General features: G+C 55.2%; 14 protein-coding genes. 5 read left to right on the forward strand and 9 right to left on the reverse strand.

Annotated features, from left to right (window positions below; all coding sequences use genetic code 11):
- The first annotated feature begins 254 nt into the window (after positions 1-254).
- Positions 255-1436, forward strand: coding sequence for a hypothetical protein (locus IDM48_RS10470; RefSeq protein ID WP_190617336.1), 1182 nt, complete (start codon positions 255-257; stop codon positions 1434-1436).
- Positions 1437-1495: 59 nt separating this feature from the next.
- Here IDM48_RS10470 and IDM48_RS10475 read toward each other — a convergent pair whose 3' ends face one another.
- The 3 genes from IDM48_RS10475 to IDM48_RS10485 all read right to left on the reverse strand — a co-directional run bounded on the left by IDM48_RS10475 (position 1496) and on the right by IDM48_RS10485 (position 3905).
- Positions 1496-2590, reverse strand: coding sequence for a CPBP family intramembrane glutamic endopeptidase (locus IDM48_RS10475; RefSeq protein ID WP_190617338.1), 1095 nt, complete (start codon positions 2588-2590; stop codon positions 1496-1498).
- Between the two features lie 191 nt (positions 2591-2781).
- Positions 2782-3315: an alkylhydroperoxidase, AhpD family gene (gene ahpD / locus IDM48_RS10480; RefSeq protein ID WP_145176540.1), complete on the reverse strand. Its 534-nt coding sequence runs from the start codon at positions 3313-3315 to the stop codon at positions 2782-2784.
- Positions 3315-3905 (reverse strand): peroxiredoxin, encoded by a 591-nt coding sequence (locus IDM48_RS10485; RefSeq protein WP_068172797.1) that lies wholly within the window; start codon positions 3903-3905, stop codon positions 3315-3317. The genes ahpD and IDM48_RS10485 overlap by 1 nt, the downstream gene beginning before the upstream one ends.
- A 242-nt stretch (positions 3906-4147) precedes the next feature.
- Here IDM48_RS10485 and IDM48_RS10490 point away from each other — a divergent pair, with 242 nt between their 5' ends.
- On the forward strand, positions 4148-4975 hold the full coding sequence (locus IDM48_RS10490; protein ID WP_190617340.1) for a VIT1/CCC1 transporter family protein: 828 nt from the start codon (positions 4148-4150) through the stop codon (positions 4973-4975).
- A 51-nt stretch (positions 4976-5026) separates the two neighbouring features.
- Here the strand turns inward: IDM48_RS10490 and IDM48_RS10495 are convergent, their stop codons facing one another.
- The 3 genes from IDM48_RS10495 to IDM48_RS10505 form a co-directional block, all read right to left on the reverse strand.
- Positions 5027-6358 carry a glycosyltransferase 87 family protein gene (locus IDM48_RS10495; protein ID WP_190617342.1) on the reverse strand — a complete coding sequence of 444 codons (1332 nt, stop codon included), beginning with the start codon at positions 6356-6358 and terminating at the stop codon, positions 5027-5029.
- A 28-nt stretch (positions 6359-6386) separates the two neighbouring features.
- Complete coding sequence (locus tag IDM48_RS10500; protein ID WP_068171863.1) at positions 6387-6857, reverse strand: hypothetical protein; 471 nt, start codon at positions 6855-6857, stop codon at positions 6387-6389.
- A gap of 81 nt (positions 6858-6938) precedes the next feature.
- Entirely contained in the window at positions 6939-7439 is a 501-nt protein-coding gene (locus IDM48_RS10505; RefSeq protein WP_190617344.1) for a DUF456 domain-containing protein, read from the reverse strand.
- A gap of 167 nt (positions 7440-7606) precedes the next feature.
- Between IDM48_RS10505 and IDM48_RS10510 the strand changes: the two genes are divergently transcribed.
- Entirely contained in the window at positions 7607-10369 is a 2763-nt protein-coding gene (locus IDM48_RS10510) for a multicopper oxidase domain-containing protein (RefSeq protein WP_238397976.1), read from the forward strand.
- 134 nt (positions 10370-10503) lie between these two features.
- Entirely contained in the window at positions 10504-11202 is a 699-nt protein-coding gene (locus IDM48_RS10515; protein WP_190617346.1) for a lytic transglycosylase domain-containing protein, read from the forward strand.
- On the opposite strand, the gene IDM48_RS10520 is transcribed toward IDM48_RS10515, so the two are convergent.
- The 3 genes from IDM48_RS10520 to IDM48_RS10530 all read right to left on the reverse strand — a co-directional run bounded on the left by IDM48_RS10520 (position 11117) and on the right by IDM48_RS10530 (position 14401).
- A complete protein-coding gene (locus IDM48_RS10520; RefSeq protein ID WP_190617348.1) occupies positions 11117-12103 on the reverse strand; it encodes a cation:proton antiporter domain-containing protein in 987 nt (328 codons plus the stop codon). The two genes, IDM48_RS10515 and IDM48_RS10520, sit on opposite strands and share 86 nt — an antisense overlap.
- A gap of 154 nt (positions 12104-12257) precedes the next feature.
- Positions 12258-13439, reverse strand: a complete 1182-nt coding sequence (locus IDM48_RS10525) for a cytochrome P450 (protein ID WP_202939880.1) — start codon at positions 13437-13439, stop codon at positions 12258-12260.
- Positions 13440-13651: 212 nt separating this feature from the next.
- Positions 13652-14401, reverse strand: a complete 750-nt coding sequence (locus tag IDM48_RS10530) for a glycerophosphodiester phosphodiesterase family protein (RefSeq protein WP_190617350.1) — start codon at positions 14399-14401, stop codon at positions 13652-13654.
- A gap of 211 nt (positions 14402-14612) precedes the next feature.
- Between IDM48_RS10530 and IDM48_RS10535 the strand changes: the two genes are divergently transcribed.
- On the forward strand, positions 14613-15269 hold the full coding sequence (locus IDM48_RS10535) for an oxidoreductase (RefSeq protein ID WP_190617352.1): 657 nt from the start codon (positions 14613-14615) through the stop codon (positions 15267-15269).
- Positions 15270-15318: the final 49 nt, after the last annotated feature.

The following is a 15318-nucleotide window of genomic DNA, read 5'->3' on the forward strand; positions in this document are numbered from 1 at the left end:
GGTAACCTCCTCTGTGACGTAAAAGAAGCTCCCCATTCCTGCTGGGAAAAAATTAACCCCATAACTGTTATACCCAGCCATGAGCGGAAAATGCTCATTCTTACTCGTATACCCAGCCAAACAGGTGACACTCTATAGGCTGTTATTCCAGAGTTAGGCGCGGGCAATAACGCACGGTGCAATCGTTCCCATTTATAGACTTAACCCACCCCCCACATTCACCACTTAGTAAATATTTTGAGGAAAAATCACTCATGGCTCTCATCTTTAATATGCCACCGAACTGGCCCCAGAAACCACGCGGATGGAAGCCTGAGCCTGGCTGGCAGCCCGACCCTGAGTGGGGCCCCGCTCCCGAGAAATGGCAGTTTTGGCGGGAGGAAAGCAATCTTCCGGCAGAGAACTCTGAACCCGCAGCTACAGCAGATTCTCACCCTGAAACTGCGGCAGAGGTCCACGACGACGTAACCCCCGCTGCCGCTCAAGAAGAAAAAGTGGCACCGTTAGCAGACCGCGAAGAAGAAGTAGCTCCTGCTGCCGCCGCTTCTGCTGCGCCCGCTACCTCTGCGGCTGCGGCATCTGCAGAACCTACCGAACCCGCGAAAGCTTCAGTTGCCGCAGAGGGCGAAAAGCCCCGCCGTCGTACCGGATTGTTGCTAGGCACCGGCGCGGCTCTACTGGCACTTCTCGCTGGAGGAATCCTCCTCGGTCATCACGAAGAAGAAACCACCAATGCTTCCCAGGATTCGACGTCCGCTGCGGCGTCGTCGACCTTAGAAACCAGCAGCGCTACCGCGCTTCAGTCAACCGTGGCAGCTTCAAGCTCACCTTCTGCATCCGTAGTACCCGGCACTCCCAAAGAGCTCAAGGGCGAGTACAACGGCTACAGCGGTAAGGGTCTGGAAGTTTTCGACATGATCATCCCCGGCGGTGCAGGCGCCTACTACACTTACACGTTCAAGGGCAATGACGAAAACAGCAAATTCTCCCTCCAAGGGATGGATCTAATGGACAAGCCCAACGAATACTCCCGTACTTACCAGGGCAAGAACCTGAAGGGCGCTGGTCTCTTCGACGTCGTGCCTGGTGGCACCCGAACCTTCAAAATCAAGGCAGATGGCGACGGCGAGTGGAACATCAAGCTCTTCCCGCTATCGAGCACCCCCACCTATGAAAAGGGTGAAACCGCTAGCGGCGATTCCCCAGGCGCCTTCTTCTATGAGGGTGATTCCAGCAAACTTGACGTGCGTTTCGTGCCTGATGAGGGATCGAAAAAGAGCTCCTTCTCCTTGCAGAGCGGAGTAGATGATGACCCGCTCGTCAAGCCTGCGTTAGAGACTAAAAAACCCACCGTTGAGACCATCAAAGTGAAGGGTGGAAAGACCCTCTTCTTAGTCTCTGCCACCGATGGCAAATGGAGCGTGACCTTTAAGTAAGAGACTTCTCTGCGCAATCGATGCTGCCCACCGTACATAGATACGGTGGGCAACATTGTTTAACGAATCGCTTGAGCCTTTTCTTCAGCAGACATGTGCACCCACCGCTGAGGGGAAATCACTACAGGGAATGTGCCTCGCCGTGTGATACCTACCTTGCGGGCGGCGTACATAATCACTGCAACCAGAACCAGTTCAATGCTCGTTGCCCACAGAAAATCCATAAATGTTGATCCTTCTTGTGCATAAGGGTCAACGAGTCCCATCACACCCATAAACATCAGGTAAACGTTGTTCACCACGTGCATAGCAATCGAGGCTTCTAACCCGCCGGTGTACCAGACCATGAATCCAGCCGCCACACCCATGACCAGGATAGAAAGCTGACCCCACATATCGTAGGCATGGCCGAGCATGAACAACGGGGCGGGCAGAATGATTGCCCATGCGGGATGTTTGAGCCACCGCCCGAGCGTCTGCATCAGGTAACCGCGAAAGACCAGTTCCTCGGCATAACACTGTAGCGGAACCAGCAGGAAGACCAGAACCATCAGCCAGATCAACGTGGTAGCGGGAATCCTGGCTTCAACGGCAAATGATCCTCCGGTGATCAGTTCAAACACCACCGGCAACAGCACAAAGAGAACAATCGAAATCCCCATGCAGAGAAAGAGCCAGCTCCACCGCATTCGCCCGACAACCGAGTGAATAAGACCCCAGGGCTTGGGCCTGCAAATCAGTCGGGCAAGCCACAACGCAGGAAACATGAGAGCGACTGTGCCGAACATCAGGAAGAAGAAAGCAGGCGAAGAGAGGGACTTAGTCTGTAAGCCTTCCAACGTAAAATCAGCTTCCGTTGCCCCAGAATTCATAGCCCACACAGCAAAAATCAAACCAGCAACCACGTTAAAAATCGCATAAATAAAGCCGCCAGTTAGACCTTCTAGCAGCGGCGACCACCAGCGGGTTCGCGCATCCGCATGAGAGAGTCTGTGGTACTCAAGTTCTGTAAGTTCACGCGGTGGCTGAAATTCCCCGCCGAGAACAGGCGGCGCAGGCGGCATGATGCGCGGAGGTTCAGCAGGATGCTGCCCCTGGGTAAAGGAGGCGTTTTGCTGCTGCCAAGGAATGGGGGTGCGGTTCGGTTCGGTCATGTATTAAGCCTAGTGATTATGGGTGCCAAGTGCATCATTCCAGAGGACGAAAGGCTGGGCGCATCGTCCAGCTGTACGTGAAGGAGTGGTCGCCCCGGCGCTGGGTTTAAGAGAAAAATCCCGCCTCAGTGTGCGTGAAAATTAGCTCTTTCACGCACGCTGAAGCGGGATAATCTATAAAAATCCCAGACTTATTTGCCCAATGCCTCTGCAAGCTGGATGCCCTGAGCTACGCCGGCAAGGGTCGAAGCAATACGGATTGCCTCATTGACCTGTTCCTTTGAAAGACCTTCTTCGCGGACGGTGTGCTCGTGTGCGGCTACGCAGTGAGAGCAACCGTTCACAGCGGACACTGCCAGTGAGAAGAACTCGAAGTCTACCTTCTCGATTCCCCCCGACTTGCCGATGATCTGCATGCGTAGGTTTGCACGCTGATCGTCGTATGCGCCGTCGAGGAAACCACGGGTGCGGTAGAGAACGTTGTTCATTCCCATGATGGTCGCTGCTCCGAGCGCGGCGTTGTAAGCCTCGTCGGAGAGGTGCTGCTTAGCTTCTTCAGCAATTTCAACGACAACCGAGTCAACCTTGGTAGCTGCTGCGGATGCGAGAATCGCACCCCAGAGCTGCTGTTCGGACAGCGAGTTGACGCGGGTCAGCGAAGAAAGGTTCAGGTTCATGTCCTTCGCGTAGGAGGGCAACGCTGAACGGAGGTTTTCAATGCTCATTACTTGTCACCACCCATTTCCTTGAAAGCGTCGATGGTTGCTGCGCCCTTCTTCCAGTTGCATGCGCAGAGTTCATCTGACTGCAGTGCGTCGAGCTGGCGCAGAATTTCATCGGTGTTACGCCCTACGGAGTCAGCGGTGATGGATACCGACTGGATGACGTTATTGGGGTCAATGATGAAGGTTGCGCGGTCTGCTACGCCATCGGCATTCTTGATGCCGAGTGCGGTCACGAGTTCACGGTTGAGGTCTGATGCCATCACGATGGGCAAATCCTGCAGTTCTTCGTGTGAACGACGCCATGCGTAGTGGGTGTATTCGTTATCAACCGATGCACCGATAACCTGGCAGTCACGTGCTTCGAACTCGTCAGCAAGTTTGCCGAATGCTGCGATTTCGGTGGGGCATACGAAGGTGAAGTCCTTGGGCCAGAAGAAGACGACGCGCCACTGATCTTCATCGCGATCCTTAGAGGATACGGTGGTGAAGTAGTCTTCGGGCTGCTGTGCGTCCACCTTGGAGAGATCGCCGGGGATAACACCGGTCAGTTCGTACTCGGGGAATTCGTCGCCAATAGTCAAAACGGGCATGTTTATCACGCTTTCTGTGGTGCGGATTCCGCGGGGAGCGCGGAATGATCGTTGAGTGCTTTCCCGGTCTGGGTTAGCTTCGCTTATCAGCTTATTATGAATTTATCATAATAGCAACACTTCGTGGATAGTAAATTTTACTTCGCAGTACCCAGCCTCTTTTGTATTACCCCTGCCTAAGCAGGGGTTCAGTCAGTGCAAACTTGCTAGTTTTCTCTCGCCCTTCGCGGTTTACTAGTTCCATGAAACAACAGCACCTTGCCACCGCAGGAAATCCTCCGCGCGTCCCCGGCCCCTCTCCCGCAGAACGTAAAGCCGATTTATTGGCCTCCGTTTCCCACGAGGCACGTTCCACCTTCAACCTCCACAACCACGAACCTCACAACAACAGCGCCTACCAAGAAAAACTCAACCGCCTCCGAGCGGCAGTGCTGGGAGCCAACGACGGCATTGTGTCTGTAGCAGCTACCGTAGTCGGTGTGGCAGGTGCGACATCATCCACTACAGCTATTGGCGTAGCGGCAGCAGCCGCAGTCGTCGGTGGTGCTATCTCAATGGCGCTGGGAGAATATGTATCCGTCTCTTCACAAGTAGATAGCCAGGAAGCGCTCATCGAAAAGGAAAAGACGGAACTCGCCCAAGAACCCGAAGCGGAACTCGATGAGCTCACGGCAATTTTGATGCAACGCGGGCTCTCGGAACGCACCGCCCGCTCAGCAGCAATCGAGCTCACCCACGAAGATGCCCTCCATGCCCACCTAGATTTTGAGTTGGGAATCGACGCCGAAGATATCCCCTCACCGTGGACTGCTGCGCTTGCTTCTGCGGGAGCTTTCTTTATCGGCTCCATGCTCCCCACCCTGTTGATTCTGCTCTGCCCGGTGGCTTGGCGAGTACCTGCAACTTTCATCGGCGTACTTATTGCACTAGCGATTACCGGCACGTTGGGCGCCAAATGGGGCGGTTCGCCCAAGTACGGGCGCGCAGCGCTTCGCGTCGTCATCGGCGGGGCACTGGCACTGGCGACAACCTACGGAATCGGTCTATTGTTAGGGGTCTCGGTAGCCTAAACAGACTCGGTGCGTCACAAGGGTTTGCACACTATGACGCACCATTTCTGTTCAATAACACAGAGTCTCGACGGCGACGTCGTCGCCCGCCGCAGGAGTCGCAGCAATCTCCCGGCGGTGCTGCAGACCAACCACAATCCACAGCATCACCGTGATGAACATAGCGATAACCGGAATCGCTGAAATCACCAGGGGACCTTGCGCGATGTAGTCCAGATTGTCATTGGAACCGTGCAAGCGCGAACCAATCCACATGGGCCCGGCATACAAACCGATAACTCCAACCCACGCGCAGATCTGCGCGGCAATACGCATCCCGGTGGATGCGCGGGAGAAAAAGGCGGGGAAAGCGTCCAGCCACAGAGCTGCCACCAGCAGAGGCAGCCAGGTGTTGTGGTGGGACCAGCTGATAGGGCTCATGGAAACCATCAGGAAGGCGTTCAGTGCTACCTGTGAAAGCACCATCTTGTGCTTTTCGAGAATAGGAATAAGAAGCGCGATGCCCACCAGTAGCACGAGAATCAACCCGTAGTGCATCAGCTTCAGTCCCGCACCGGTAAGCCCTAAGTGCATGAGCCAGCCCTGAATTGAGATGTTATCGAGGTAGTTAATATTGCCGACGCGCGAGGGGTCAGAAACCGCCGACGTCCAAAATTCCACTGCCTCAGAAGGCAAAAAGAGGAAGCCGATGCCCACGGTTGCCAAGAATGAAAGACCGAGAGTGATAACGCCCTTGATATCCTTGCGCATCAACAAAATGAGACCAAACGCCAACGGGGTGAGCTTAATACCGCCGGCAATACCGATGAAGAAGCCGCGGGGAAGACGAGTTGCCGGGCGCAAAAAGTCCCAGAGCACCAGCAACATAATGAGCGGGTTAATCTGGACCAGGTTCAAGCCGCGGAGCCAGGGACCGGACCACAGAATCACTGCCATGAGCAACACGATGGTACCGGTTCGCCCCAAATAGCGCTGCAGCGGAAGCACGCGGCCGCGCTTGTTGGCGTAGTTAAGAATAATGACCGAGAGCCAGAATGCCACCGCGTAGGCAAGGAGCATCATCAGCACCACGCCCAGCCACTTAGGAATGAAGGCAATCGGCACAAAGAGTAACGCCGCAAACGGTGGGTAAGTAAAGGGAAGGGAGAAGTTCGGGCCCAAACGAAGCAGGTCGATAACGTAGAGATCTTTGTCAAAGCCCTCGTTATTGAACACGGTCATCGCGCCATAACGGTACACCGAGAAGTCCAGCGCGCCCACGGTCAACGCATAGTTCATCGTGTACCCGATAACAAAGGCAAGTACAGCGAAGGCGGCAACAATCGCCCATTTTTTAGGCTGCATTAATCCGGCGGATATCGAAGGGGTGGGCGAGGTGCTCATGTGTGCTCCGGAGGTGGTAGGGGTGGTTCTAGTTAGCGCGGTGGGACGACGTTGAATCCGACTCCCCCTGCGGCGTCTTGGCAGTTGCCACCAAGTTAGTACCGCGGTTTTTACGCTTCTGACGTGCGGAGACTTTACGTTCCTTCTTGGGCTTTTTGGGGAGCGAAGCGATGATGAGCGCCAGCTCTAGAACAAGCAGGAAGAAAGAGGCGTAATACACGTAAATGGAGGGGTAGAAATACCACAGTGAGCCCACTACACCGACGATGGTGACAATCAAGCTGATGGCCGCCAGCCCCAAAATCATAAAGTGCGGCCCCTGAAATCGCTCAGAAGTTGAGGGGTTGCGCCATGACAGATAAACGATCATGAGCAGGAAGAGGATGGGGAAGAAGACCTGACCAGAAATCACCAGGGCGTTCCCGGTGTATTGGAACATTCCGAGGGCCTGGGTAATCATCGAGGCAACGAGCAACAAGGATGCGGGCAAAGATTTCACGACAGTAAGTCTACCTTCTACCCGCAAGTCGTCCCGTGAGATTTGCTATGGGGTCTGGCATCCAGCGCCTGGGTTAGTTGGCTAGGCAGTCACAAAATAGGTGATGGCGGCTAGGGCAAACACGGTTCCGGCGGCGAGCGCGCATCCGAGTTCCACCACAATACCAATGCCCATCGATTTGAGTGCCTGCAAGGTGGCTGGCACTGCTTGGCTGAAGTTGCGGCGTCGGTTAGCTTCGCTGAGGTAGAGACCTGCGGCAAAGCCTATGAACAAACCCACCACGGGAATGACGAACATGCCCACTACCGCGCCCACTGCACCCCAGAGAGTGGACGAGTTGGGGATTCTTTCGCGTTTGAGGGTTCTGCCGGTGAGGAGTAGCTGCGCCGTCATGCCAAGAACAAGGAGGACGCCGCCGAGTCCCAACGCCCACCAGCCTTCGGGGGCGCGCACGGTAAAAGCCCACAGCACAATGCCGCCGAGCGCAAGAATGGATCCAGGCAGAATAGGGTAGATGATGCCTACGCATCCGATACCGATTGCTAGCGCCGAGATAATGGTAATGATTACGTCTAATGCCATGGGTTCACTTTATCCGAGGAAGCCCAGATTCACCGGGTTCGACGTCGAAAGCACACGATACTCCCACAAGCACAGCGAAGAAGCGTGTGTTGTGGGCAGTTGCTGTGTTTTCGGCACAAACTATAATTGCATTATCCATGCAAATTTTATGATGCCCAAAGGATCCCATGCCTTCCCAGAAGCTCCCCCTCAGCACATCTGCGAACTCGCCCTCACCGGAGCAAATTGCCCGCCGGGCGTCGGGGCGCGCAACCTGGCATCGGAAAGCATCCAAGCCAGTGAGCATATGGATGATTCTGCTGTTCATCCTTATCTTTGTGCACCGTTGGATACCTAATTCCACCTGGCTGATGGTCCACATGGTTACCCTGGGGCTCATCACAAATTCCATTTTGATATGGAGCCAGCACTTCACCGAAGCATTGCTCAAACTAAAGCTCCCCGACGAAGCGCGCAAGACGCAGGTGGGGCGTATTTACGGGCTCAACGCCTCCATGATTGTGCTAATGGTGGGTATCGTTGGCGGGATTTATCCGCTGACTCTGCTGGGGTCCACCGGCGTGGGGTTAATGGTCGCCTGGCATGGGCTGAACCTTCTGCTTCAGTTACGCGGTGCGCTGCCCGCGCGTTTTGATTCGACGGTTCGCTTCTATATCGCAGCCGCTTGGCTTTTGCCGGTGGGAGCTACTTTCGGCGCACTCCTTGCCCGCAACTCCATGACTACTGACCTTTACAACCGCCTGCTGCTGGGGCACGAGACAGTCAATGTTCTGGGCTTCGTAGGGCTTACTGTGGTGGGCACGCTCATGACGCTCTGGCCCACTATGCTCCGCACCAAAATGCACCCCGTAGCGGTTCAACTCTCCAAAATCGGTTTGTGGGGCATGGTCGCAGGAGTCACGGTCACGACGCTCGCTGCTCTCTTCAATCTGCGCTCCCTCGCAGGTGCGGGGCTGGTTATTTATGCTCTCGCCCTGCTGGTCATCGCGGTATTAATGGTCAAAACCTGCGCCGCCAAAAAACCGCTCGATTACCCCACGCTCTCGGTAGCAGCAGGGTTCGCCTGGCTCATCGTGGGCACGGTGTGGACCGCGGTCATGGTCTTCAGCACCGATTTCGCCCAGCTTCATCTGCGTACCGTCACCCCCGTCTTTGTCGCCGGTTTCCTGTTGCAAGTTCTCCTCGGCGCCATGAGCTATCTGCTGCCGGTACGCATGGGAGGTGGACCCGCCGCCGTCCGCGCGTCAAACAGGGAATTCAACCGGTTCTCCTTCGGGCGCGTAGCTATTATCAACATCTGCCTCACCTTCTTCGTTTTGCCCGCGGAACTCACCGGGTCGATGGTACGCGCGCTGGTTTCCATTGTGGGCGCCATGACTCTTGCCGCCTTCATACCGCTGATGCTCCGTGGCGTGAAAAAATCTGTAGCAGCCCGTAAGGAAATGATTGCCGCACGCGCCCGTGGAGAAGCCCCTGCGCCCAGAACTCCTGTTGAGGTTGCTCCCCAGCAACCCAATGCCCGCAGGGAACTACTCATCGGTGGCGGCGCAGCTCTTGCCGCGGTGGCGACTGGGGTAGCGATTGCGCCGTCATCGTCCAAGCTACTGCGCTGGGGTGGAACAAATACTTCCCGCGGCACCGGAGAAGTCACCCGCATCCAAGTTCAAGCAACCTCCGACATGCGATTTGTGCCCAACTCCGTTGAAGTACCGGTAGGCAACGAGTTGGTGATTGAGGTCAAGAATATGGACGGCACCAACATCCACGACCTTTATATAGACGCTAACGGTGGCGCAGAAACCGGACGCATTAACCCCGGTGAAACCCGCACTCTCCATGCCGGGGTAATTACCGGCGATGCCGAGGGCTGGTGCACGATTATCGGCCACCGCGCGATGGGAATGACGTTCTCTGTAGTGGCATCGGGAGCAACGGAAGACGCTACCGGGCATGAAGGCATGCCCGGCACGGGGGCAGATTCAACCGTGATGAAGTCTAGCGAAATCGACTTCTCTGCGCCCCTGAGCAAGGACTTTAAAGTGCGCGACGCTACCCTCGCCCCCGTCGAATCCGCAGAGATTCAGGACGGCGCACGGGTACACCGCATCACCTTCGACGTTTCCGAAACCGAACAAGAGATTGCCCCCGGAATCACCATCAATTCGTGGACCTTCACCGACTCCTATATGGGTCCGGTCTTACACGGTAAGCTCGGCGATATTTTTGAAATTACACTCAAAAACAACGCCACTATGGGTCACTCGGTGGACTTCCACGCAGGAATGGTCTCCCCTAACGAGAACATGCGCACCATCGCTCCCGGCGAAGAACTGGTGTACCGCTTTGAAGCTACAGGCTCGGGGATCTGGCTTTACCACTGCTCCACTATGCCCATGAGCACACACATTGCCGCAGGAATGTTTGGGGCGGTCATCATTGATCCCGTCTCATTGAGCACCGTGGACCGCGAGTTTGTGGTGGTTCAAAACGAAACTTACCTTACTGATACCGGCAAGAGCACCGCCGACGGAAACAAGATCGTGGACGTTGCCCCCGACGCCGTAGCCGACGGCGTCCCTACCCTCACTATGTGGAACGGCCATGCCACCCAGTATGTGGCAGAACCTCTCCAAGCTCGTGTGGGCGAGAAGGTGCGCATGTGGGTTCTTGCCGCTGGTCCTTCTCAGGGGTGCAGTTTCCATGTGGTGGGCAGCCAATTCCACACGGTCTACAAGGAAGGCGCCTACCTATTACGCGATGCACAGGACGCCTTCGGCAACGACGGCGGACACGCCCAATCCCTCGACCTCGCCTCTGCCCAGGGTGGGTTCGTGGAAATGGAGTTTCGCGAAGTCGGAACCTATAGCTTTGTGAACCACTCCTTTGCCGAGATGGAACGTGGCGCGCGGGGGCTCATCGAGGTGAGGTAACCTCCGGTGCCGTTGCGGCATCGTCGTCCATCAAAAACACACGTTTTACCCAAGAACACAGCGAACAACCATGTATTGTGAGCAAACCGTGTGTTCTCGGCGGGGCTAGCGTGTGTACGTTACTCTAGTAGACGATGACACAACGACACCCCGAACCCGAGTCTGACGCTTCGCAGAGCACTCAGACCTCCACATCTCAGGTAGCCTCAACCGTTGCACAAGGCTCCCGCCGCAACCCCGCCCTACGCATTGGGGCAGGTATTCTTGCCCACTGGCAGGTACTCGCCTCGGGGCTCTTGCTGGGCGCCGGCGTCATCGGACTGCACGAAACCTACGAGGACTACTGTGGGCGAACCGACCTCACCTACGCCCCCAACGAAGTACGCGACGCCATCGAGCTGGCCTCCGAAGAATCTGGCTTTAGAACCGGCATCATAGCCTCGCAGGTTGAAACCGAATCAGACTGGCGCACCGGGGCGTCCTCCCACGCAGGCGCGAAAGGTCTCGCCCAGTTCACCGACGAAACCTGGGCGATGTACGGTCAGGGTGATCCCACCGACCCCTCAGCTTCCATTGCCGCGCAGGGTCGCTACCTCGGTTATCTCAAGGAGCGCCTCGCTCCCTTTGCACATAACGACGACGAACTCTTACGGGTTGTCCTCGCAGGCTACAACGCCGGTCCCGCCGCAGTCGAAGAGTATAAGGGAATCCCACCCTTTGGGGAAACTCAGGCGTACGTCACCAAAATTACCGAACTGGCAGATACAAAATACAAGGTAACCTGCGATCCCGACCCGCAATTCTCCAAGGAAAAGCTCCACACCATCCGTTAGGGCAACTACTCCATCTCAACCGGGCCCGCTCCCAGGACTTCTTCTGATCCGTCATCTCCTGGCGCACCCGGTCAGTAATCTCTTCTGAAATCTCATTCTCAACGGCAATAGAGTCCAGATTCTTGGCGATATTGCGCATAGAATCAATCATTGCGCCGCGAATTTCTTTCTCTTGCAAGAGGGACTCCTCACCCCAGTTAACGTTGGGGTTAGCCTGCTGCCATCGCACGGCTAGAGGGAGCAAGGCACCCTGAACTACCAGGGAAAGAATCACGATTCCGCTAGTCACAAAGATCACGACGTCGCGGGAGGGGAAGGCTTCGCCGTCCGCCAGGAAAGCAGGGATGGAGAGCGCCACCGCCAGGGAGATACCTCCACGGAAACCGGCAAGGCTGGAGACCAGACGGTCGCGGAAAGTTGTTCGGTGGGCCCGTTGGGAGGGACGGCGATCCAGCATACGAATGCTATAAATACTCAGTTCCATGAAGATGCAACGCGCCAGGAGCATGACCAGATAGAGCACGACCGTTGCTTGCAGAGCATGGGTGAGGGTGTCGGAACTAAGGTTTTTGGCAATCTCTGGCAGAACGTAACCCATCAAGAAGAAGAGCAAGGAGTTGAGGATATAGGTGGCCACCCCCCAGAAGGGGCGTGCCACAAATCGTGAACCTGTGCTTTGAAATTTTGGTCCAACTTGCGTCATGTAGAGCCCGCAGACCACTACCGCCAGTACACCGGATGCCTCCACCATTTCTGCCAAGAAAAAGATCAGGAAAGGGGTGAGAAGGCGGAAGAGATTTCCAATCATGGGGTTTTCAATCGGCGCCCCGAGGCGGGCAATGAGCCAGCCACCTGCAAAGCCGATAGCTGCTCCCCCGCCGAATGAAATCAAGAAGGTCACTAGCGCGTGAGAAAGACTTCAATATAGGGAAAGGGTAAGCACCTTGGCGCAAAGCACTCCGAGGTATCTAAAAATTGAATGACCGCCAGAGTTGGTGTGTGACCGTTATCTGACGGTCACACACCAACTCTGGCGGTCATTTGCACTCAGAGATTTACTGAAAGACTGCTACTACCTGCGAGTACCCGACAACCGGATACACCGAATTCTTGGTAGTTTTTACTTCAATGCTCTCCGTAGCAGCAAGAAGTTCTTCTACCAGGATGCGCAATTCTAGACGCGCCAAGGGGGCACCGGGACACACATGAATACCAGCCCCGTAGACCAGATTGTTGTCCTGATTCCGGCCTGGGTGATATTCCGTGGCCTTCTCGAAAGCATCTTCGTCCCGGTTAGCTGAGGTCCAGTTAATGGTTACTCGAGAACCTGCCGGGATAGTACGCCCACCTACCTCAACGTCCTGGGTAGTGAGACGGCGGTTCGTCACCAGGGGGTCCTCTAAACGCATGATTTCTTCTACCGCTGCAGGAGTTTCTGAGGGGTTCTCACGTAAACGTTGTGCCTCCTGAGGGTTCTTGCCCAGGAAATTGACGATAATCCCAGCACAGGCTGAAACGGTAGAGAGCTCACCGACTGTCCAGTTCCTGATGAGAGAGACTAGTTCTTCATCGGTCATGGTGCGCTGATCTTCACCGGGGCTTATGGCGCTGAGGTCAATAAGGTCGTGGAGTAGTTCGGTGGTGATGTCCTTGGGTGCCTGCGCGCCAGCTTCTTTTCTCAGGCGGAGGAGGTCTTGGATGTAGCCATCGAATTCTAGGGCGACTTTTTCGATTTCTTGGCGGTCTCGCCTGAGGGTAGCAGCACGATTTTTCTCCATCCACTCGATGAGTGGCTGTTCTAGACATGCCGGCCAGCCCATGAAGGCATTCTGAATACGTACGGCATACAGTTTGGCGAATTCTGACATGATATCGATGTCTTCGCCACGGGGTAGAGCTTCTACCAGGCTTTTAACCTCTGTGCGGATTTTGGGTTCGAATTCTTGCATCCGCTCGGGTGTGAAGTAGCGGTCGTTGATGGCTCTGAAGGGTGTGTGTTCAGGTTGGTCCATGCCGTTGGGTACGGCGATGTGACGGGTAGAAACACGGTTGGAGAAAATCTCTGGGTGGGCAAGCGCGAATTTGACGTCTTCGTTTTTGAAGAGGGAATAGCCCATGAACTCGTCGTGGGCTACGGGGCATTTTGCTCGCATAGCGTCGTAGGAAGCAATTTGGTCTTTTTGGACGTCGTCGGCCCGGGATTCCCAGTCGTAGGGTTGGGTGTTTGCACTTGTCATGACCGTTCCTTCGCTAAATTCGCATTATAAATACTTATTTTACTTTTGACTTTATCATCCATGCGCTGACAAGCGGATATTTATCGCGTTCCCTTGGTTACACTCGGCTCTACACACAAAAAGACCGCCAGCGTTAGTGCCTGACCGTTATCTGACGGTCACACACGAACTCTGGCGGTCTTTGACGTTCAGGCTGTTATATTCAGGGCTCTCTACTTCTGAGGCTCTTTCTCCAAATCAACATACTCATGAGCGAAATCGGTGATAATCCCGTCCACACCCCAGTTCAACAACTCATTAGCACGACCCCGAGTATTCACGGTCCAGGCGTTAATCTCATAGCCTGCATCCTTAAGAGCTTTGACGTTCTCCCTCGTAAGAGCCGCATGATCTGGGTGAACAACCTCTGCCCCCATCAGCTCCAGGGTGGAACGCCAGTTAGTCGCCAGCATCTCAGGAGTCATCAGCGCAGCTACCCGATACTGGGGCGCATGACGCTTAAACTCAGCCAAGGCCAGATGATCGAAAGAGCTGATAATAACTTCTCGATCCTCATCTAGCTTGCCGAGCTCTGCAATGACGGCGTCGATAAGCTCCAACGTTTTCTCAGCGCCTTGCCCATTGAGCTTGAGCTCGATGTTCCCGTTGAGCTCCTTGCGGTTCATCAGCTCCACCAGCTGAGCCAGGGTAGGCAACTTCTGCCCGCGGTACTCACTCCCGAACCAGGCTCCCGCATCGATTCCCTCTAAGTCCTCTGCGGTGAGGTCATAGATGGAACCGGTTCTGTTGGTAGTGCGATCCAGGTGGGTGTCATGAATGACGACGGGCGTGCTATCGCCCAGAATATCCACGTCTGTTTCGAACCATTTCACCTTGTTTTCTGCACAAGCACCGATGGCAACCAGAGTGTTCTCTGGTGCGACGGAAGAAAGTCCTCGGTGGGCAAAGATGGTGCGAGGCATGGAATCTCCTTTGAAACTGAATACGTTTACACCGGCATAGACATAAAGCATGAGTGGTTCGAAAGAAATAACCCAAAAATCAGGGTGAATGACGCATGAACTTTGGGGCTTTCTCTGGGTATTGCCAGATGAATTGAGCCATCTTCTGAGCATTTAGCCTCTTTGACGTGGAAGAATAACTTTCACTATCAATTACTTGAAGGGGAAAGCAATGTCTGAAAAAGTTGCTCTTGTCACCGGCGCTTCGTCGGGAATCGGTGAAGTCACCGCCCACAAATTACAGGAACTGGGTTACACCGTCTACGGAGCGGCGCGTCGTGTGGACCGCATGAAAAAGCTCGAAGAAGCCAGAATGCGCACCCTAGCGTTGGACGTGACCGATGATGCTTCTGTTACCGCCGCGGTGGAGCAGATTATTGCAGAAACAGGTCGCATCGACGTCCTGGTAAACAACGCCGGCTACGGTTCTTACGGCTCTATCGAGGACACTCCCTTGGACGAGGCGCGCCGCCAGTTTGAAGTCAATATTTTCGGTGCGATGAGCCTGACTCAGAAAGTGCTCCCCCACATGCGAGCGCAACGCTCAGGAACTATCGTCAATATTTCGTCGATGGGTGGCAAGATGTACACCCCGCTGGGCGGCTGGTACCACGGTACAAAATTTGCGTTGGAGGCCCTCAGCGATTCGTTGCGTATAGAGGTTGAACCTTTCGGCATTGACGTGGTGATTATTGAACCCGGTGGAATCGCAACCGAATGGGGTGGCATCGCGGCAGATAACGTGGAGAAGGTTTCAGGATCCGGAGCTTACGCGGCACAGGCTAAGGCTGTGGCGAAGAGCCTTCGCGGCGGCGTCACTGCGCGGTGAGTTTGGTGTCGTGTGAGGGCGCCCGCCGAAAAAGTACACACTTCCCGCA

It is taken from the genome of Rothia amarae, assembly GCF_014705945.2.
Lineage (GTDB): Bacteria > Actinomycetota > Actinomycetes > Actinomycetales > Micrococcaceae > Rothia > Rothia amarae.

What these genes read in the sequence shown, in the direction of transcription:
- IDM48_RS10505 (WP_190617344.1), bottom strand. Translation starts at nt 7,439, where the DNA reads ATGGCATTAGACGTAATCATTACCATTATCTCGGCGCTAGCAATCGGT.
- IDM48_RS10485 (WP_068172797.1), bottom strand. Translation starts at nt 3,905, where the DNA reads ATGCCCGTTTTGACTATTGGCGACGAATTCCCCGAGTACGAACTGACC.
- IDM48_RS10495 (WP_190617342.1), bottom strand. Translation starts at nt 6,358, where the DNA reads ATGAGCACCTCGCCCACCCCTTCGATATCCGCCGGATTAATGCAGCCT.
- IDM48_RS10470 (WP_190617336.1), top strand. Translation starts at nt 255, where the DNA reads ATGGCTCTCATCTTTAATATGCCACCGAACTGGCCCCAGAAACCACGC.
- IDM48_RS10515 (WP_190617346.1), top strand. Translation starts at nt 10,504, where the DNA reads ATGACACAACGACACCCCGAACCCGAGTCTGACGCTTCGCAGAGCACT.
- ahpD (WP_145176540.1), bottom strand. Translation starts at nt 3,315, where the DNA reads ATGAGCATTGAAAACCTCCGTTCAGCGTTGCCCTCCTACGCGAAGGAC.
- IDM48_RS10525 (WP_202939880.1), bottom strand. Translation starts at nt 13,439, where the DNA reads ATGACAAGTGCAAACACCCAACCCTACGACTGGGAATCCCGGGCCGAC.
- IDM48_RS10475 (WP_190617338.1), bottom strand. Translation starts at nt 2,590, where the DNA reads ATGACCGAACCGAACCGCACCCCCATTCCTTGGCAGCAGCAAAACGCC.
- IDM48_RS10510 (WP_238397976.1), top strand. Translation starts at nt 7,607, where the DNA reads ATGCCTTCCCAGAAGCTCCCCCTCAGCACATCTGCGAACTCGCCCTCA.
- IDM48_RS10535 (WP_190617352.1), top strand. Translation starts at nt 14,613, where the DNA reads ATGTCTGAAAAAGTTGCTCTTGTCACCGGCGCTTCGTCGGGAATCGGT.
- IDM48_RS10490 (WP_190617340.1), top strand. Translation starts at nt 4,148, where the DNA reads ATGAAACAACAGCACCTTGCCACCGCAGGAAATCCTCCGCGCGTCCCC.
- IDM48_RS10530 (WP_190617350.1), bottom strand. Translation starts at nt 14,401, where the DNA reads ATGCCTCGCACCATCTTTGCCCACCGAGGACTTTCTTCCGTCGCACCA.